Source organism: Pseudomonas sp. SC11, from assembly GCF_047039205.1.
Classification (GTDB): Bacteria; Pseudomonadota; Gammaproteobacteria; order Pseudomonadales; family Pseudomonadaceae; genus Aquipseudomonas; species Aquipseudomonas boreofloridensis.
The window spans coordinates 1,943,800-1,961,146 of record NZ_CP178183.1 but is presented as its reverse complement, the minus strand read 5'-3'; the positions used below and the strand labels follow the sequence as shown (position 1 = coordinate 1,961,146).

Below are 17,347 nucleotides of genomic sequence, written 5' to 3'. Positions count from 1 at the left end.
CACTGACCTGAATCAATTGACACTTCCCATATCACGATTACCGAGCACAACCCAATGCGACTAAAGGTCGCAGCCAGGCCCGACCTTGCCATCACAGGCGTATCATGGCCCGCAGAGCGCCAGCACCGGGCGCGCGACCACGGCCGGCACGCACTGGCCCTGGCATTTCTCCACTGCCGTGGGACTTGATGATGAGCAAGCAGATTCCCGTACACGATGTCACCCCGCCTGCAACCGGAAAGGATTCCGTCGACCTGTATGCCTCCCGAGAAAAGATCTACACCCGCGCCTTCACCGGACTGTTCCGCCGCTTGCGGATGGTCGGTGGTGCCGTGCTGTTCCTGTTGTACTTCGGCACCGTCTGGCTGAACTGGGGCGGCCACCAGGCCGTCTGGTGGAACCTGCCCGAGCGCAAGTTCTACATCTTCGGCGCCACTATCTGGCCGCAAGACTTCATTCTGCTGTCGGGCATCCTGATCGTGGCCGCGTTCGGCCTGTTCTTCATCACCGTGTACGCTGGCCGGGTCTGGTGCGGCTACACCTGCCCGCAAAGCGTGTGGACCTGGATCTTCATGTGGTGCGAGAAGGTCACCGAGGGTGATCGCAACCAGCGCATGAAGCTGGACAAGGCGCCGATGAGCGGCAACAAGTTCCTGCGCAAGCTGGCCAAGCACAGCCTGTGGCTGCTGATCGGCTTCGTCACCGGCCTGACCTTCGTCGGCTACTTCGCGCCGATCCGCGAACTGGTGGTGGACTTCTTCAGCGGCCAGGCCGATGGCTGGGCCTACTTCTGGGTAGGCTTCTTCACACTGGCCACCTACGGCAATGCCGGCTGGCTGCGCGAGCAGGTGTGCGTGTACATGTGCCCCTATGCGCGGTTCCAGAGCGTGATGTTCGACAAGGACACCCTGATCGTCTCCTACGACCCGCGCCGCGGCGAAACCCGAGGCCCGCGCAAGAAAGGCGCGGACTACCAGGCCAAAGGCCTGGGCGACTGCATCGACTGCACCCTGTGCGTGCAGGTCTGCCCGACCGGCATCGACATCCGTGACGGCCTGCAGATCGAATGCATCGGCTGCGCGGCCTGCATCGATGCCTGCGATGGCGTGATGGACAAGATGAACTACCCGCGCGGACTGGTCAGCTACACCACCGAGCACAACCTCTCAGGGCAGAAGACCCACCTGATACGCCCGCGCCTGATCGGCTACGCCGTGGTGCTGCTGGTGATGATCGGCGCCCTGGCCACCGCCTTCGCCACCCGTTCGCTGGTCGGCTTCGACGTGAGCAAGGACCGGGTGCTGTACCGCGAAAACGCCCAGGGGCAGATCGAGAACGTGTACAGCCTGAAGGTGATGAACAAGGACCAGCACGACCACGTCTACGTGCTCGACGCCAGCGGCCTGCCAGGCCTGCAGCTGTCCGGCCAGCGGGAACTGCGGGTGGCCGCCGGCGATATCGTCAGCTTGCCGGTGCAACTGTCCATCGCGCCCGAGCAATTGCCGTCGACCACCAACGACATCACCTTCATCCTCAAGGATGCCGATGACAGCGGCACCCAGGTTGAAGCCAAGAGCCGATTCATCGGCCCCCAGATCCGCTGAAAGAGAGACCCTGCGCCATGACCGCCACCGCCATCAGCCCCTGGTACAAGCACCTCTGGCCCTGGATCATCATCGGTATCCTGACCACCTCGGTGTGCCTGAGCCTGACCATGGTCAGCATTGCCGTGCGCAATCCGGACAACCTGGTGAACGACAACTACTACGAGGCCGGCAAGGGCATCAACCGGTCGCTGGATCGCGAAATGCTGGCCCAGGCCCTGAACCTGCGTGCCAGCGTGCACCTGGACGAGCTGACCGGCGAGGTGGAACTGCACCTGAGCGGCGACAGCGCACCGCAGAGTCTGGAGCTGAACCTGATCTCGCCGACCCAGCCGGACAGGGACCGCAAGGTCAAGCTGCTGCGCGTGGAGGGCGGGCGCTATGTCGGCCAGCTCGACGACAAGGTCGAAGGCCGGCGCTTCGTCGAGCTGCTCGGCAGCGAGCAAGATCAGGTGTGGCGTTTGTTCGAGGAGGAGAAGGTCGAGCACGGGGTCGCCTTGCTACTGGGCGACGAAGCGCTGCAAGGGGCCGAGCACCAGCCATGATCCCAGGCCACAAGAACTTCGCCCGATGAGCCAACCCATCCCCTGCTACCACTGCGCGCTGCCCGTCCCCGCCGGCAGCCGCTTCAGCGCCGTGGTGTTGGGCGAGGCCCGGCCGTTCTGCTGCCCCGGTTGCCAAGCGGTGGCCGAGGCCATCGTCGCTGGCGGCCTGGAGCATTACTACCAGCACCGCAGCGACAGCAGCGCCAACCCGCAGACCCTGCCCAGGCAATTGCAGGACGAACTGGCGCTGTACGACCGCGCCGACGTGCAGCAGGGCTTCGTCCATCGTCAGGGCGCGCTGGCCGAAGCCACCCTGATGATCGAAGGCATCAGTTGCGCAGCCTGCGGCTGGTTGATCGAGAAGCACCTGCGCAACCTCGAGGGCGTGGGCGAGGCGCGCCTGAACCTGTCCAACCATCGCCTGCACGTCAGTTGGGATGACCAGCGACTGCCGCTGTCGCGGCTGCTCGGCGAACTGCGTGGCATCGGCTACGCCGCCCATCCCTACCAACCCGACCAGGCCGCCGAGCGCCTGGCCCAGGAAAACCGCACGGCACTGCGGCGACTGGGCGTGGCGGGGCTGTTGTGGTTCCAGGCGATGATGGCGACCATGGCCACCTGGCCGGAATTCAACATCGACCTGTCGCCGGAGCTGCACACCATCCTGCGCTGGGTCGCGCTGTTCCTGACCACGCCCATCGTGTTCTACAGCTGCGCGCCCTTCTTCAAAGGCGCTGCCCGCGACCTGCGCACCGGGCATCTGACCATGGACCTGTCGGTATCGCTGGCCATCGCCTTGGCCTACGGCGCCGGGATCTGGACCGCAATCACCGGCCGGGGCGAGTTGTACTTCGACACGGTCGGCATGTTCGCCCTGTTCCTGCTCAGCGGGCGCTACCTCGAACGGCGCGCCCGTGAACGCACGGCAGCGGCCACCGCACAGTTGGTCAACCTGTTGCCAGCCTCGTGCCTGCGTCTGGACCCTCAGGGCCAGGCGCAGCGCGTGCTGCTGTCCGAACTGGCCTGTGGCGAGCGCGTGCAGGTGCTGCCCGGCGCGGTGATTCCGGCTGACGGCCGCATCGTGGACGGGCGCTCCAGCGTCGACGAATCGCTGCTCACCGGCGAGTACCTGCCACAGGCGCGGCAGGCCGGCGAACGCGTCACCGGCGGCACCCTGAACGTGGAAAGCACGCTGGTGGTGGAGGTCGAAGCCCTTGGCCAGGCTTCACGGCTGTCGGCCATCGTGCGCCTGCTCGAACGCGCCCAGTCGGAAAAGCCGCGCCTGGCACAGATCGCCGACCGCGCCTCGCAGTGGTTCCTGCTGTTCAGCCTGCTGGCGGCGCTGGGCATCGGCCTGTGGTGGTGGCACCTGGACGCCGACCGAGCGTTCTGGATCGTCCTGGCGATGCTGGTCGCCACCTGCCCCTGCGCCCTCTCGCTGGCCACCCCGACAGCGCTCACCACAGCCACCGGCACCCTGCACACGCTTGGCCTGCTGGTCACCCGCGGGCATGTGCTCGAAGGCCTGAACCAGATCGACACGGTGGTGTTCGACAAGACCGGTACCTTGACCGAGGGGCGACTGACGCTGCGCAGCATCCGCCCGTTGGGCCAATTGACGGCGCAGCGCTGCCTGGCCCTGGCCGCGGCCCTGGAAAACCGCTCCGAACACCCCATTGCCCGCGCCTTCGGGGTCAGCGCCGAGCCGGCCGAGCAGGTGCAGGCGATGCCGGGGCTGGGCCTGGAGGGCCAGGTCGGCCAGCAACGCCTGCGCATCGGTCAGGCGACGTTCGTCTGTGCCCTGAGCGGCGCCGAGGTGCCGCCGGTGCCGGAGCTTCGCGGGCAATGGCTGCTGCTCGGTGACCGGCAGGGGCCACTGGCCTGGTTCGGCCTCGACGATCGCCTGCGCGACGATGCCGAGACCTTGCTCGCGGCGTGCAAGGCGCGGGGTTGGCACACGCTGCTGCTGTCTGGCGACACGTCGCCGATGGTCGATGAAGTGGCGACGCAACTGGGGATCGACCAGGCCATCGGTGGCCTGCGCCCGGACGACAAGCTGGCGCGGGTCAAGGCGCTGCAGGCGCAGGGGCGCAAGGTGCTGATGCTCGGCGACGGCGTCAACGACGTGCCGGTGCTGGCGGCGGCCGATATCAGTATCGCCATGGGCTCGGCCACCGACCTGGCCAAGACCAGCGCCGATGCGGTGCTGCTGTCCAACCGTCTGCAAGCCCTGGCGCAAGCCTTCGACCTGGCCCGACGCACGCGGCGCAACATCCTCGAGAACCTGCTGTGGGCGACGCTTTACAATGGCCTGATGCTGCCCTTCGCGGCGCTCGGCTGGATCACCCCGGTCTGGGCGGCAGTCGGTATGTCATTGAGTTCGTTGATCGTGGTGCTCAATGCGTTGCGCCTGACCCGGCTGCCGGCGCCGAGCGAAGGTCGAGGCCGGCCCGATCCCGTCACCGCCTGCGCCGAGGCCTGACCGTGTGCACCTGCGTACCCTGAGGACTTTTGCATGCCTGCCCTGTACATCATGATCCCTGCCGCGCTACTCCTGGTCGGCGTGGCGCTGTACGTGTTCTTCTGGGCCGTGGACAGCGGCCAGTACGACGACCTCGAAGGGCCTGCCCACAGCATCCTGTTCGACGATCAAGACCCGCGCCACCAGGCAGCGATCAAGCACGACGCCGGCGCCCCCGACGCCACCGACCAGGACACCTCCCCCCGTGCCTGAACTGCTGCCTGCGCTCGTTTCGGCACTGGTACTGGGCCTGCTCGGCGGCGGCCATTGCCTGGGCATGTGCGGCGGCCTGATGGGCGCGCTGACCCTGGCCATCCCGCCCGAACAACGCGCACGTCGCCTGCGTCTGTTGCTCGCCTACAACCTGGGACGCGTGCTCAGCTACGCAGTCGCCGGGCTGTTGCTGGGCCTGGCCGGTTGGGCCTTGGCCGGCAGCCCGGCGGTGCAGATGCTGCGGGTTGTGGCAGCCCTGTTGCTGATCGCCATGGGCCTGTACCTGGCGGGCTGGTGGAGCGGATTGACACGCATCGAGGCGCTCGGGCGCGGGCTGTGGCGACACCTGCAGCCCATCGCTTCGCGCCTGCTGCCGGTGTCCAGCCTGCCCCGCGCGTTACTGCTCGGCGCGCTCTGGGGCTGGCTGCCGTGCGGGCTGGTCTACAGCACCCTGCTGTGGGCAGCGAGTCAAGGTAACGCGGTGCACAGCGCACTGCTGATGCTCGCCTTCGGTGTCGGCACCTGGCCGGTCTTGCTGGTCACAGGCCTGGCAGCCGAGCGTGTCACCGCCGTGCTGCGCCGACGCCACGTGCGCATGGCGGGCGGTATGCTGGTGATGCTGTTCGGCCTTTGGACCTTACCGGGGCCGCATCAGCATTGGTTGATGGGGCATTGAAGAGCGAGCGGCAAGCTTTGAGCGGCAAGCGGCAAGCGGCAAGGAAGAGCGGATTGCGTGCACTGCACTGAGGTGGCGTGATCACTGTCGATAGCTGCAGAAGTTGTGGGCGGGTTTTGCCAAGGAGTGCTTTATGAGAAAAACAATCAGACTTGCTGATCCGGACGATATCGAGGCGATTTTTGATATACGGACCCGGGTTCGGGAAAACCATCTGTCCTATGACCAACTGGTAGAGATGGGTATCACCCCCGATGCCATACGACAATCCATCGAAGACGCGCCGTGCGCTTGGATCGCTGAGGTCGATGGCGTTGCGGCGGGGTTCTGCATGGTGGATGCCGAGGAGGGTTGCGTGTTCGCGGCGTTCGTTCTTCCGGCATTCGAGGGACTTGGAGTGGGGCGCAGCCTGATGAACCAGGCCGAGGCTCATCTGTTTCAACACCATCAGACGATCTGGCTTGAAACTGCTGAAGCCAGCCGCGCTAGCGGCTTCTATCGACATCTGGGCTGGCAAGCCATGGAACAGTTACCTGAGGGGGATGTTCGCTTCGAAAAGCGTCTGACGTGAGCCTACTGCGCGGGGCATGAGGCAGGCGTGCCCCCCCGACGGCAACATGAAAGGGCGTTCGCGCCTGGCACCGCGCTTGATGCAGGTCAAGGCTGATTCCTACAGACAATTCTAGACTCCGGACACTGCCGCTCTATTCGGGGACTGCCCACATGCTCGACGAACTCCACTGGGACCCCGACCTGATCCGTCGTTACGATCTGGCCGGGCCGCGCTATACCTCCTACCCGACTGCCGTGCAATTGCACGCCGAAGTGGGCTCGTTCGACCTGCTGCATGCCCTGCGCGAAAGCCGCCGGGCCGTGCGTCCGCTGTCGCTGTACCTGCACGTGCCGTTCTGCGCCAACATTTGCTATTACTGCGCCTGCAACAAGGTCATCACCAAGGACCGCGCCCGCGCGGCGCCCTACCTGCAACGCCTGGAGCAGGAGATCCAACTGATCGCCTGCCACCTGGATCCGCGTCAGCGCGTGGAACAGTTGCACTTCGGAGGCGGTACGCCGACCTTCCTCAGCCATGTAGAGCTGCGCCAGTTGATGGCCACCTTGCGCCAGCACTTCAACCTGCTGGACGACGATTCGGGCGACTACGGCATCGAACTCGACCCCCGCGAAGCCGACTGGTCAACCATGGGTCTGCTCCGCGAACTGGGCTTCAACCGCGTCAGCCTGGGCGTGCAGGACCTGGACCCGGCCGTGCAGCGTGCCATCAACCGCCTGCAGAGCCTGGAGCAGACCCGCACCCTGGTTGAAGCCGCACGCACCCTACAATTCCGCTCAGTGAACCTGGACCTGATCTACGGCCTGCCGAAGCAAACACCAGAAGGTTTCGCCCGCACCGTCGAGGAAGTCATCCGCCTGCAGCCAGATCGCCTCTCGGTGTTCAACTATGCCCACCTGCCCGAGCGCTTCATGCCGCAACGGCGCATCGACGCCAATGAACTGCCAGCCGCCGCGGTCAAGCTGGAGATGCTGCACAACACCATCGAGCAGTTGACCGCCGCCGGCTACCGCTACATCGGCATGGACCACTTCGCCCTGCCCGACGACGAACTGGCCATCGCCCAGGAAGAAGGCACGCTGCAGCGCAACTTCCAGGGCTATACCACCCACGGACATTGCGACCTGGTCGGCCTGGGCGTATCGGCCATCAGCCAGATCGGCGACCTGTACTGCCAGAACAGCAGCGACCTGAACACCTACCAGGACGCCCTGTCCAGCGCGCAGTTGGCGACCCAACGCGGACTGCTGTGCAACCAGGACGACCGTCTGCGCCGAGCCGTGATCCAACAACTGATCTGCCACTTCGAGCTGGACTTCGAGCCGATCGAGCAGGCTTTCACCATCGACTTCCGTGGCTATTTCAAAGCGCTCTGGCCGCAGTTGCAGGCGATGCAGCGCGACGGTCTGATCACCCTCGATGCCCGCGGTATCCGCGTACTGCCGGCCGGACGCCTGCTGGTGCGATCGGTGTGCATGGTCTTCGATGCTTACTTGGCCCTACAGAATCGTCAGCGTTTTTCCCGCGTAATTTAGGAGTTTCACACGCCTCAGCGAGACGATGGGCCGCATGGACAGCCCAACTTGTGAGGCACACCATGGACGGTAGAGGGTGCGCACGCCTATCCGCGTGCGCCATCCAGCAGCCGCACCAAAGAAGTGCAGGCTGGCCTCCAGACCACCCGTAGGTTACCCTTACGGCTTATGTGTGCTTTTCCACAAGGATCGAAAGAAATGTCCGAGCCAGTCAAACTGCGCCCCCACGGTCAGGCCCATTGCAAGGATTGCAGCCTGGCCCCCCTGTGCCTGCCCCTGTCACTCAATCTTGAAGACATGGACGCACTGGACGAGATCGTCAAGCGCGGCCGTCCTCTGAAAAAGGGCGAGTTCCTGTTCCGCCAGGGTGACAATTTCGGCTCGGTCTATGCGGTACGCTCCGGCGCCCTGAAAACCTTCAGCTTGAGCGATGCCGGCGAAGAGCAGATCACCGGTTTCCACCTGCCCAGCGAACTGGTCGGGTTGTCCGGCATGGACACCGAAGCCTACCCGGTGTCAGCGCAAGCGCAGGAGACGACCTCGGTCTGCGAAATCCCTTTCGAGCGCCTGGACGAGCTGTCGGTGCAGTTGCCGCAGTTGCGTCGCCAGCTCATGCGCGTCATGAGCCGTGAAATCCGCGACGACCAACAGATGATGCTGCTGCTGTCGAAGAAAACTGCCGACGAGCGCATCGCCACCTTCCTGGTCAATTTGTCCGCGCGCTTCCGCGCCCGTGGCTATTCGGCCAATCAGTTCCGCCTGAGCATGTCGCGCAACGAGATCGGCAACTACCTGGGCCTGGCCGTGGAAACCGTGTCGCGGGTGTTCACCCGCTTCCAGCAGAACGGCCTGCTCAAGGCCGAGGGTAAAGAGGTGCACATCCTCGACCCGATCCAGCTGTGCGCCCTGGCCGGTGGTGCGATGGACGCCTGAGCGCGGCGCCAGGGTATACTGGCGCCACGTTTTTCCAGGATACCCGCCCCATGCCTAGCGACACCTTCGACCTCAAAGCCCTGATCCGCCCGGTAGTGGACTTCCCGAAACCGGGCGTGATCTTCCGTGACATCACTCCGCTGTTCCAGTCGCCACGCGGGCTGCGCTACGTTGCCGACCAGTTCATCGAGCGCTACGTCGAAGCTGACTTCAGCCACATCGGCGCGATGGACGCACGTGGCTTCCTGATCGGCTCGATCATCGCCCACCAATTGAACAAGCCGCTGATCCTGTTCCGCAAGCAAGGCAAGTTGCCTGCCGATGTGCTCTCCGAGGGCTACCAGACCGAGTACGGCGAAGCTTTCCTCGAAGTGCATGCCGACAGCCTGTGCGATGGCGACTCGGTGCTGATCTTCGATGACTTGATCGCCACCGGCGGCACCCTGCTGGCGGCGGTCAACCTGGTGCGGCGCACCGGCGCCAAGGTGTTCGAGGCGGCGGCGATCATTGACCTGCCGGAGCTGGAAGGCTCGCGGCGCCTGCAGGCGGCCGGCGTGCCGACCTTCTGCTTGACCGAGTTCTCCCTCTCCGAATACTGAGCCGCGCAGGGCTCAAGCCTGTCGGCGGAATACCAGCGCCTTGAGCCCGCCCTGCGGGTCGGCGTCGGGAAACTCCGGCGGGTTCTCCAGGCGCTCGACGAACCTCAGCTCGGGCGCCTGTTCGGCCATGCCCTCGATGAGAAACTCCGGCCCAATGGCCGGATCGTTGACGCACGCCAGCACGCAGCCGCCCTCCTCCAGCAATTCCGGGAGACGGCGCAGGATCTTGGCGTAATCCTGGGTCAGCACGAAGCTGCCGCGCTGGAACGTCGGCGGATCGATGATGATCAGGTCGTACGGCCCGTACTTGCGCACCTTGCCCCACGACTTGAACAGTTCGTGCCCCAGATACGCCACCCGCGAGGCGTCGTGGCCGTTGAGCCGATGATTCTCCCGCCCGCGCGACAAGGCGGCCTTGGCCATGTCCAGGTTGACCACCTGCTGCGCGCCCCCGGCAATGGCCGCCACCGAAAAGCCGCAGGTGTAGGCGAACAGGTTGAGCACCCGCTTGCCTGCCGCCTGCTCACGTACCCAGCGGCGGCCGTAGCGCATATCGAGAAACAAGCCATTGTTCTGCCGCACACCCAGATCGAGCAGGTAGCTCAGCCCGTCTTCGACCACTTCGCGTTGCTGGCAAGGCTCGCCCAATAGCCACTGCCCGGGACTGTTGGGCAGGTAGCGGTGCTGCAGCAGCATGGCCTGGCCGGTCCACTGCGGGCGTTCGGCCAAGCGACGCAACATCGATTCGAGTTCGGTCAACTGGCCGTCTGGTAGCTCGCGGAACAGGGCGACCAACAGCACACCCTGCAACCAGTCAACGGTGATCTGCTCAAGGCCTGGCCAGCAGCGACCACGGCCGTGGAACAGCCTGCGAGTTTCGCTAGGCGCAGCGTCGAGGGAAGTGAGCAGATGCTGCTCCAGCGTATGGATTGGAGAGGTCATGAGGCGTCGTGGTAGGCAAAACCGGCATTCTAACGGTTTTCCTGACTGGACTCCGTCAGCATTGTGCAGCGATCACACTGTAGACAGTTAATCGAGAAAATATGAAAACTGATCGCATTTATTGTGCACAACTCTGTCACCTCAAGTGCCATTTTTGTGTGCACTCGTTACTTCACTGCACTATCAGGTGACATCTTTCGATAGATAAATCTGACTCATAGATCAGGTTATGGCGCTAGCGGACTTGAACACACCACCGAGAATTTGAATTTAATCCAATAAAATCAATAGATTAAAAATATATCGATAACTTACCTGCCTGCGTCTTCTAGAAAACCGGTCCTCACTGGCATGGAACTGGCTTGAGTGGTCATATGTTTTGTATACAACTTAAGCAAGACATAAACACACAAGAACCGCAGCGCTTGCCCAGCAAGCCGTTTGCGCCCAGAACCCAGTGATGCCACGGCTGCACCGACACACTGGCGAGCTTTCGCCGCCTCGCAGCCCCTCGCGCATCAGGAGCCTCCGGAATGAGTAGCAGCCTCGACCTTGCCCCTGAACTTTCCGTAGCCAGCAGCCAGCCCACCGCCACCTCGCTCGACACCCCCGCCAGCCCGTGCGAACTCAGCCCACGCCTGCACAATCGCGACCTGGCGCCCACTCGCCTCGAGGGCCGTCGCTGGGGCGGCTACAGCATCTTCGCGTTGTGGACCAACGACGTGCACAACATCGCCAACTACTCCTTCGCCATGGGCCTGTTCGCGCTCGGCCTGGGTGGCTGGCAGATTCTCGTGTCGCTGGCCATCGGCGCAGCGCTGGTGTACTTCTTCATGAACCTTTCCGGCTACATGGGCCAGAAGACCGGGGTTCCCTTTCCAGTGATGAGCCGCATCGCCTTCGGCATCCATGGCGCACAAATTCCCGCCTTGATTCGTGCCGTCATCGCCATCGCCTGGTTCGGCATCCAGACCTACCTCGCCTCGGTGGTGCTGCGCGTGCTGCTGACTGCCGTCTGGCCGCAGCTCGCCGCCTACGACCGCGACAGCCTCCTGGGCCTGTCGAGCCTGGGCTGGCTCTGCTTCGTGGCGATCTGGCTGGTGCAACTGGTGATCCTCGCCTACGGCATGGAGATGGTGCGCCGCTACGAAGGCTTCGCAGGTCCGGTGATCCTGCTCACCGTGGCCAGCCTGGCCGCGTGGATGTTCTTCAAGAACGATGCGCGCATCGCCTGGTCGGTGAGCGATCCGCTGACCGGCTACGAGATGTGGCGCAACATCTTCGCCGGCGGCGCGCTGTGGCTGGCGATCTACGGCACCCTGGTGCTCAACTTCTGTGACTTCGCGCGCTCCTCGCCCTGCCGCAAGACCATCCGCGTCGGCAACTTCTGGGGCCTGCCGGTGAACATTCTGGTGTTCGCGATGATCACCGTGGTGCTGTGCGGTGCGCAGTTCCAGATCAACGGCCAGGTGATCGACAGCCCGACGCAGATCGTCGCGACCATTCCCAGCACCCCCTTCCTGGTAATGGGCTGCCTGGCCTTCCTGATCGTCACCGTGGCGGTGAACATCATGGCCAACTTCGTCGCCCCCGCCTTCGTGCTCAGCAACCTGGCGCCACGCCACCTGAATTTCCGCCGTGCCGGGTTGATCAGCGCCACCGTGGCCGTGCTGATCCTGCCGTGGAACCTGTACAACAGCCCGCTGGTGATCGTGTACTTCCTGTCCGGCCTGGGCGCCCTACTCGGCCCGCTGTATGGCGTGATCATGTCCGACTACTGGCTGCTGCGAAAAGGCCGGGTCAACGTGCCGGAGTTGTACAGCGAACACCCGAGCGGCGCCTACCATTACTCGCGCGGTATCAACCTGCGGGCGCTCGCGGCGTTCATCCCAGCAGCGCTGCTGGCGATCGTGCTGGCCCTGGTACCGCACTTCCACAGCGTGGCGCCGTTCTCCTGGCTGATCGGCGCCGCCACCGCCGCGACCCTGTACCTGTTGATCGCGCCGCGCAATCGCCAATACTTCGACGTCAGCGGCGAAGCCATCGCCGTCGACCACAGCAGTCACTGATCAAGGAAAGTCGTTCATGCGTATTTTGATCGCCAACGTCAACACCACCGAAGCCATCACCGAGGCCATCGCCGAACAGGCGCGCAGCGTGGCCGCGCCGGGGACCGAAATCGTCGGCCTGACGCCCTGGTTCGGCGCCGAATCGGTGGAAGGCAATTTCGAAAGCTACCTGGCCGCCATCGCCGTCATGGACCGGGTGCTGGCCTATGACCAGCCCTATGACGCAGTCATTCAAGCTGGCTATGGCGAGCACGGCCGCGAAGGCCTGCAGGAGTTGCTGAACGTGCCGGTGGTGGACATCACCGATGCAGCGGCCAGCACGGCGATGTACCTGGGCCATGCCTATTCGGTGGTCACCACCCTGGACCGCACCGTGCCGCTGATCGAGGATCGCCTGAAGTTGTCCGGCCTGTACGATCGCTGCGCCTCGGTGCGGGCCAGCGGCATGGCGGTACTGGAGCTGGAGGCCGACCCGCAGCGCGCGGTGCAGGCCATCGTCGAGCAGGCCGAGCGCGCCGTGCGTGAGGACAAGGCCGAGGTGATCTGCCTGGGCTGCGGCGGCATGGCCGGGCTGGATGAGCAGATCCGTCAGCGGACCGGCGTACCGGTGGTCGATGGCGTCAGCGCAGCGGTGACCATCGCTGAGTCGCTGGTGCGGCTGGGCTTGAGTACGTCGAAGGTGCGCACCTATGCCACGCCGCGGACCAAGAAGGTTGTGGGCTGGCCTTTGCGCCTGGGGCGCTGAAATCTGGTCTACGGACGATGGACGCCGGTGCCGTTCACCGGCGTCTCCACACGCGACAACGGCTCAATCTTTCGACAGGTATCGATTGCTGCGCATCATCAGCAAACAGCCAAGCGCAATGGCCGTCGATTTCCACAACGCTATTTCCACGCCAAACACTGTCCAGACGTCGAGAAACAGGCTGTACACACCGCTGGCGAAAAGAACGAAACCCGTCCACCGACGCCATGGCGGAGCCAAAAACCGGTCGAAAGCGCAGCCCACCAGAACCATCAAGGCGATCTGCAAGGGGCTATCGTAGGTCACGGCTAGCCTCCTCAGTCAATCGTCGGTGACGACGAAGCATCAGGCAGATACCCATCATCACGCCCCAGGACTTCCACATGTACAGATCGATGCCGTGATAGAACCACGCTTGGTGAAACAACAGCGTGAAAAGACTGGAGGCAAAGAGAATCGACCCAATTGTTGTTCGCCACGCTGGTTCGGCGATCAAGCGATCCAGGACCAGCGTGGTGACGATCATCAGCCCTATCTGAAACGGATCCTGGTAGACATTCATGATCCATCGCTCAGGAAGAAACCGTCAGCCCTGACGGTGAACTCAATGACGTCATAAGTGATCCCGCGGTGCCCCCTATACCGGTAGGCTCGGTCGATTTCCATACACCCTCTCGCTCCAGCCCCGGAAGCGGTCGTCCGGGGACTGGTGGAAGGTGCCTGACCGTCGCGGGAAAACCAGCGAGCCTGAATCGACAAGCTGCGTCAGAAAGCTCCGAAAAACCTGGCGAAGGCGCCCTGGTGCCTCAGGTCGGGCAGACCGTGGATCCGCCATCGAGCTCTTGGCGTACGTTACGGCTGAGCAGCGTGGCCTTGCCGTCGTGCCACGTGAGGGTGAGCACGTAGAGGGTGTCGAAATCGCCGCCGTCCCAGTCCTCGGTGATGACGCGCTTCTCGCCCAAGGCCTTGCCGGCCACGGCATTGATCAAGTCGGGCAGGTAGCCGTGCGACCAAGCGGTGTACACCGTGGCATTGCGGTACTTGGGGCGCAGCAGTTCATCGGCGAGGTCGTCGTAATCGTTGGCGTCGAAGTCGATATTGACCGGCAGCCCCAGGCGAATGGCGCTCGGGCTGATGGTCATGAGCGGGCGGATGTAGCTGAAGCGTCGATCCTCGCTGCCTTCCTCGACATGGCGGGTCGGATTGGCGGCGAACACGTAATCGGCATTGCCGAAGCGCTCCGGCAGCACCGTTGCCAGGTCGATGGCGCGGTTCAGGCCCTGGCAGTTCAATTGCCCAAGCCCCTCGCCAGGTTTTTCGGCATGGCGCAGGAAGACCAGGGTCTGCGTGCCGTCACCGCGCCTGTCGTCGCTGCGCACGGCCTCGAACGTGAGGGGTATCAACACCGCAGCGAGGGTCAGGCCGAGCAACAGGTGACGGCGTTTCAGGTAGTGCTTCCACTTCATGGCAGGACTCATTCGGCTAAGGACAAGAGGCCTCCCTGCCAGCACCCTCATGCCCGGCGGCGGTGCCGAGCAACGGCCGCCCGATGGGGTTAACATGCCGGCCCTCCGTGGCAGCAGCCATGTTGGACCCAGGATGTTGCCGAATTACGTCATCCAGGTAACAACAAGACATCATTCGTCGCGGGTCAGCACCTCGAGCAACTCGATGTCGAAGGTCAAGTCCGCGTGCGGCGGGATGCGGCCGACGCTGCGCTCGCCATAAGCCAGCGCCGCCGGCACCTGCAAGCGGCGCTTGCCGCCCACGCGCATGCCCATCAGGCCCTGGTCCCAGCCCTTGATCACCCGGCCGGTGCCGATCACGCACTGGAAGGGCTTGCCGCGCGACCAGGAGGAATCGAACTCGCTGCCGTCGGCCAGCCAACCGGTGTACTGGGTGGTGATCAGCGCGCCCTTGACCACGGCCTTGCCGTCGCCTGGGTGAAGATCGGTGATGTGCAGTTCCTGAGTCACAGGCTGGCCCTCTATGCCAAATTCGAAGGCCGACCTTTTCGCAGGAAAGCAGGGTTTTGACAAGCTCAGCTGTACATCGCCTGGATCTGCTCGCCGGTCAGTTGCTGGGTCTGATTGGAGAAGCAGTACCAGGACGGACGCTCATCGGCATAGACCTGCAGGCTGAATTGCCAATCTTGCGCCCCTTGCAGCATGCCCACCGGGAAGAAGTACTCGTCCTTGCCAGTCAGCCGGTAGAACAGGTGGGTGCCACACTGGCCACAGAACCCACGCTCGGCCCATTCCGACGACCGATAGACCGCAGGTGCCGCGCCTTCGAAGACCGGCGCCTGGCTGCCATGGGCCACGAGCATGGGGCCACCGCCCCAGGTGCGGCACATGCTGCAGTGGCAGGCACTGACGTCAGCGTTGTCGAGGGTGGCGGTGAAGTGGATCGCGCCGCACAAGCAGGCGCCTTGCCGGGAGAAAGACATGAAAGCGATGCTCCGTGTCGAGGGGAACGCGAAGTATAGCGGTGATCGTCTCGCTGCTTGGTCGACCCAGATCAAGCAGCCGCAGCGATCACCGCCGTGCGTTTCAGATGAATACCGTCCCGCGCAGATACAACGCGGCGCGACCGCTGATGATCACGCGCCCGTTGCCCGGCACCTCGCACTGCAACTGCCCCTTGCGCGCCCCGCCCTGCTCGCAGTCGAGCACGCGCTTGCCCAGGCGCTCGGACCAATAGGGCGCCAGGCTGGTATGCGCGGAACCGGTCACCGGATCTTCATTGACGCCCACCCGCGGCCCGAACCAGCGCGTGACGAAATCCCGGTCTCGGCCCGGTGCCGTGACCGCGATACCGCGCACCTCGAAGGCCGACAACGCGGCGAAATCAGGCTGCAACGCATCGAGCCGCGCAGCGTCGTCGATCACCACCACGAAATCGTCCGAGCGGTACAGCGCGCGGGCGCCGGGCAGCCCCAAAGCGGACAACAGGCCGTCGGGAATGTCCACCGGCTGCGGCTGCTTGGCCGGAAAATCCATGGCCAGCAGGCCATCGGCGCCGCGACTGACGCGCAGTTCGCCACTGCGGGTGTTGAAGCGCAGCACCTCGGCCTGCTCGCCCAGTTGCTCGAACAGCACCCAGGCCGTAGCCAGCGTGGCATGGCCGCACAGATCGACCTCCACGGCGGGGGTGAACCAGCGCAGGTCGAAGGCTTCGCCATTGCGCACGAAATAGGCGGTTTCCGAGAGGTTGTTTTCCTCGGCGATACGTTGCAACAGGTCGTCCGCGAGCCAAGCGTCGAGCGGGATCACGGCCGCCGGGTTACCACCGAAGGGTTCGGCCGAAAAGGCATCGACCTGAAAAATCTCGAGTTGCATGCACACACTCCTTGTCGGCCCACAGTGCGCGGGCGGGATCGAACGATAGGCTTACAGGGTCACCGGCGTCAGCACCGGCTCGCCGGCGAAGAACGCCTGCAAGTTGCGCAGCACCAGCGCGACGGTATCGCGCGCCGCTTCAGGCGACTGGCCGGCCACATGCGGGGTCAACACGGTGTTGGAGAGGGCCTTGAGGGCCTCCGGCACGGCGGGCTCGTCGTCGAACACATCCAGCGCCGCCCCGGCGATGCTGCCCGCGCGCAACGCCTGCACCAACGCCTCGGTGTCGACCACGCTGGCACGGGCGATATTCACCAGATAGCCCTGGCTGCCCAACGCCGCGAGCACCGACGCATCGACCAGATGCCGGGTGCCCGGGCCACCGGGCGTGGCGATCACCAGGATGTCGACCGCCTCGGCCAGCCGCTGCGGACTGTCGTACCAGGTGTAGGGCTGCTCACGACGCGGCGTGCGGCTGTGATAGCTCACGCTCATGGCGAAACCCTGCTCAGCGCGTTGAGCGATGGCTTGACCAATGGCGCCAAGACCGATGATGCCCAGGCGCTTGCCGCTCACCGAGGGGCTGATCACCCGGTTCCATTCGCCACGCCGGGTGCTGGCGTCGGCCTGGGGAATGCCGCGCAGCAGGGCCAGCAGCAAGGCCATGGCATGATCGGCCACGGGCCCGGCATTGGCGCCTGCGCCGTTGGTGACGGTAATGCCGCGGGCTTTGGCAGCGGCCAGGTCCACCTGCTCGTAGCCGGCGCCGATCACACAGATGATCTGCAGGTGGGTCAGGGTGTGGATTTCAGCGGCGGTCAGGCCCAGCGGACCGCGCGTGAGGACGGCATCGATGTCGGCGGCATGCCGCGCGATGGCCTCGGCGCGCGACTGCGGCGTCTTGGCGTGGATTAGCCGATAGCCGGCGTTTTCGAGCAACGGCAGATAGTCATCGACGGTTTCCACCAGCACCAGAACAGTCTTGCTCATGCCACCCTCCGCTTCGGTTTGGAGGGCGATTATGCCAGCTTGCGCGCAGGCTGTTCACCTGCC

At 64.3% G+C, this 17,347-nt stretch carries 19 protein-coding genes; 11 read left to right on the top strand and 8 right to left on the bottom strand.

What is annotated here, in order from left to right:
- Positions 1-191: 191 nt before the first annotated feature.
- From ccoG to ACK2SD_RS09130, 9 genes are all read left to right on the top strand, one after another.
- On the top strand, positions 192-1,604 hold the full coding sequence (ccoG, locus tag ACK2SD_RS09170; RefSeq protein ID WP_029615020.1) for a cytochrome c oxidase accessory protein CcoG: 1,413 nt from the start codon (positions 192-194) through the stop codon (positions 1,602-1,604).
- A 17-nt stretch (positions 1,605-1,621) separates the two neighbouring features.
- The gene (locus ACK2SD_RS09165; RefSeq protein WP_412461934.1) at positions 1,622-2,149 is read left to right on the top strand and encodes a FixH family protein; all 528 of its coding nucleotides are present in this window, start codon (positions 1,622-1,624) and stop codon (positions 2,147-2,149) included.
- A gap of 25 nt (positions 2,150-2,174) precedes the next feature.
- Positions 2,175-4,631: a heavy metal translocating P-type ATPase gene (locus tag ACK2SD_RS09160; protein WP_412461933.1), complete on the top strand. Its 2,457-nt coding sequence runs from the start codon at positions 2,175-2,177 to the stop codon at positions 4,629-4,631.
- 33 nt (positions 4,632-4,664) lie between these two features.
- Positions 4,665-4,883, top strand: coding sequence for a cbb3-type cytochrome oxidase assembly protein CcoS (ccoS, locus tag ACK2SD_RS09155; RefSeq protein ID WP_317872362.1), 219 nt, complete (start codon positions 4,665-4,667; stop codon positions 4,881-4,883).
- Positions 4,876-5,559 (top strand): sulfite exporter TauE/SafE family protein, encoded by a 684-nt coding sequence (locus ACK2SD_RS09150; RefSeq protein ID WP_412461932.1) that lies wholly within the window; start codon positions 4,876-4,878, stop codon positions 5,557-5,559. The genes ccoS and ACK2SD_RS09150 overlap by 8 nt, the downstream gene beginning before the upstream one ends.
- Positions 5,560-5,692: 133 nt before the next feature.
- Positions 5,693-6,130, top strand: a complete 438-nt coding sequence (locus tag ACK2SD_RS09145; RefSeq protein ID WP_412461931.1) for a GNAT family N-acetyltransferase — start codon at positions 5,693-5,695, stop codon at positions 6,128-6,130.
- 152 nt (positions 6,131-6,282) lie between these two features.
- Complete coding sequence (hemN, locus tag ACK2SD_RS09140; protein ID WP_342651087.1) at positions 6,283-7,665, top strand: oxygen-independent coproporphyrinogen III oxidase; 1,383 nt, start codon at positions 6,283-6,285, stop codon at positions 7,663-7,665.
- Positions 7,666-7,863: 198 nt separating this feature from the next.
- On the top strand, positions 7,864-8,598 hold the full coding sequence (fnrA, locus tag ACK2SD_RS09135) for a Crp/Fnr family transcriptional regulator FnrA (protein ID WP_029614986.1): 735 nt from the start codon (positions 7,864-7,866) through the stop codon (positions 8,596-8,598).
- A 50-nt stretch (positions 8,599-8,648) separates the two neighbouring features.
- Complete coding sequence (locus tag ACK2SD_RS09130) at positions 8,649-9,197, top strand: adenine phosphoribosyltransferase (RefSeq protein WP_029614985.1); 549 nt, start codon at positions 8,649-8,651, stop codon at positions 9,195-9,197.
- A 12-nt stretch (positions 9,198-9,209) separates the two neighbouring features.
- On the opposite strand, the gene ACK2SD_RS09125 is transcribed toward ACK2SD_RS09130, so the two are convergent.
- Positions 9,210-10,139 carry a class I SAM-dependent methyltransferase gene (locus ACK2SD_RS09125; protein WP_412461930.1) on the bottom strand — a complete coding sequence of 310 codons (930 nt, stop codon included), beginning with the start codon at positions 10,137-10,139 and terminating at the stop codon, positions 9,210-9,212.
- A gap of 533 nt (positions 10,140-10,672) precedes the next feature.
- Between ACK2SD_RS09125 and ACK2SD_RS09120 the strand changes: the two genes are divergently transcribed.
- Together ACK2SD_RS09120 and ACK2SD_RS09115 are read left to right on the top strand one after the other, a co-directional pair.
- Positions 10,673-12,208, top strand: a complete 1,536-nt coding sequence (locus ACK2SD_RS09120; protein ID WP_412461929.1) for an NCS1 family nucleobase:cation symporter-1 — start codon at positions 10,673-10,675, stop codon at positions 12,206-12,208.
- A 16-nt stretch (positions 12,209-12,224) separates the two neighbouring features.
- Complete coding sequence (locus ACK2SD_RS09115; protein WP_029614983.1) at positions 12,225-12,953, top strand: aspartate/glutamate racemase family protein; 729 nt, start codon at positions 12,225-12,227, stop codon at positions 12,951-12,953.
- A gap of 63 nt (positions 12,954-13,016) precedes the next feature.
- On the opposite strand, the gene ACK2SD_RS09110 is transcribed toward ACK2SD_RS09115, so the two are convergent.
- The 7 genes from ACK2SD_RS09110 to ACK2SD_RS09080 all read right to left on the bottom strand — a co-directional run bounded on the left by ACK2SD_RS09110 (position 13,017) and on the right by ACK2SD_RS09080 (position 17,284).
- Positions 13,017-13,259, bottom strand: coding sequence for a hypothetical protein (locus ACK2SD_RS09110; protein ID WP_039578855.1), 243 nt, complete (start codon positions 13,257-13,259; stop codon positions 13,017-13,019).
- Positions 13,246-13,515 (bottom strand): hypothetical protein, encoded by a 270-nt coding sequence (locus ACK2SD_RS09105; protein WP_412461928.1) that lies wholly within the window; start codon positions 13,513-13,515, stop codon positions 13,246-13,248. The genes ACK2SD_RS09110 and ACK2SD_RS09105 overlap by 14 nt, the downstream gene beginning before the upstream one ends.
- 244 nt (positions 13,516-13,759) lie before the next feature.
- Entirely contained in the window at positions 13,760-14,419 is a 660-nt protein-coding gene (locus ACK2SD_RS09100) for a hypothetical protein (RefSeq protein ID WP_039578861.1), read from the bottom strand.
- Between the two features lie 171 nt (positions 14,420-14,590).
- Complete coding sequence (locus ACK2SD_RS09095; RefSeq protein WP_295482234.1) at positions 14,591-14,929, bottom strand: FKBP-type peptidyl-prolyl cis-trans isomerase; 339 nt, start codon at positions 14,927-14,929, stop codon at positions 14,591-14,593.
- A gap of 65 nt (positions 14,930-14,994) precedes the next feature.
- A complete protein-coding gene (locus tag ACK2SD_RS09090) occupies positions 14,995-15,402 on the bottom strand; it encodes a GFA family protein (RefSeq protein ID WP_412461927.1) in 408 nt (135 codons plus the stop codon).
- 103 nt (positions 15,403-15,505) lie between these two features.
- On the bottom strand, positions 15,506-16,294 hold the full coding sequence (locus ACK2SD_RS09085; protein ID WP_412461926.1) for a PhzF family phenazine biosynthesis protein: 789 nt from the start codon (positions 16,292-16,294) through the stop codon (positions 15,506-15,508).
- 51 nt (positions 16,295-16,345) lie between these two features.
- A complete protein-coding gene (locus ACK2SD_RS09080) occupies positions 16,346-17,284 on the bottom strand; it encodes a 2-hydroxyacid dehydrogenase (protein WP_039578872.1) in 939 nt (312 codons plus the stop codon).
- Positions 17,285-17,347: the final 63 nt, after the last annotated feature.

Bases quoted from the DNA above. Each gene is read 5' to 3' on its own strand.
- ACK2SD_RS09115 (WP_029614983.1), top strand. From the start codon at position 12,225: ATGCGTATTTTGATCGCCAACGTCAACACCACCGAAGCCATCACCGAG.
- ACK2SD_RS09125 (WP_412461930.1), bottom strand. From the start codon at position 10,139: ATGACCTCTCCAATCCATACGCTGGAGCAGCATCTGCTCACTTCCCTC.
- ACK2SD_RS09160 (WP_412461933.1), top strand. From the start codon at position 2,175: ATGAGCCAACCCATCCCCTGCTACCACTGCGCGCTGCCCGTCCCCGCC.
- ACK2SD_RS09090 (WP_412461927.1), bottom strand. From the start codon at position 15,402: ATGTCTTTCTCCCGGCAAGGCGCCTGCTTGTGCGGCGCGATCCACTTC.
- ACK2SD_RS09080 (WP_039578872.1), bottom strand. From the start codon at position 17,284: ATGAGCAAGACTGTTCTGGTGCTGGTGGAAACCGTCGATGACTATCTG.
- ACK2SD_RS09130 (WP_029614985.1), top strand. From the start codon at position 8,649: ATGCCTAGCGACACCTTCGACCTCAAAGCCCTGATCCGCCCGGTAGTG.
- ccoG (WP_029615020.1), top strand. From the start codon at position 192: ATGAGCAAGCAGATTCCCGTACACGATGTCACCCCGCCTGCAACCGGA.
- hemN (WP_342651087.1), top strand. From the start codon at position 6,283: ATGCTCGACGAACTCCACTGGGACCCCGACCTGATCCGTCGTTACGAT.
- ccoS (WP_317872362.1), top strand. From the start codon at position 4,665: ATGCCTGCCCTGTACATCATGATCCCTGCCGCGCTACTCCTGGTCGGC.
- ACK2SD_RS09120 (WP_412461929.1), top strand. From the start codon at position 10,673: ATGAGTAGCAGCCTCGACCTTGCCCCTGAACTTTCCGTAGCCAGCAGC.
- ACK2SD_RS09085 (WP_412461926.1), bottom strand. From the start codon at position 16,294: ATGCAACTCGAGATTTTTCAGGTCGATGCCTTTTCGGCCGAACCCTTC.
- ACK2SD_RS09105 (WP_412461928.1), bottom strand. From the start codon at position 13,515: ATGAATGTCTACCAGGATCCGTTTCAGATAGGGCTGATGATCGTCACC.
- ACK2SD_RS09100 (WP_039578861.1), bottom strand. From the start codon at position 14,419: ATGAAGTGGAAGCACTACCTGAAACGCCGTCACCTGTTGCTCGGCCTG.
- fnrA (WP_029614986.1), top strand. From the start codon at position 7,864: ATGTCCGAGCCAGTCAAACTGCGCCCCCACGGTCAGGCCCATTGCAAG.
- ACK2SD_RS09165 (WP_412461934.1), top strand. From the start codon at position 1,622: ATGACCGCCACCGCCATCAGCCCCTGGTACAAGCACCTCTGGCCCTGG.
- ACK2SD_RS09145 (WP_412461931.1), top strand. From the start codon at position 5,693: ATGAGAAAAACAATCAGACTTGCTGATCCGGACGATATCGAGGCGATT.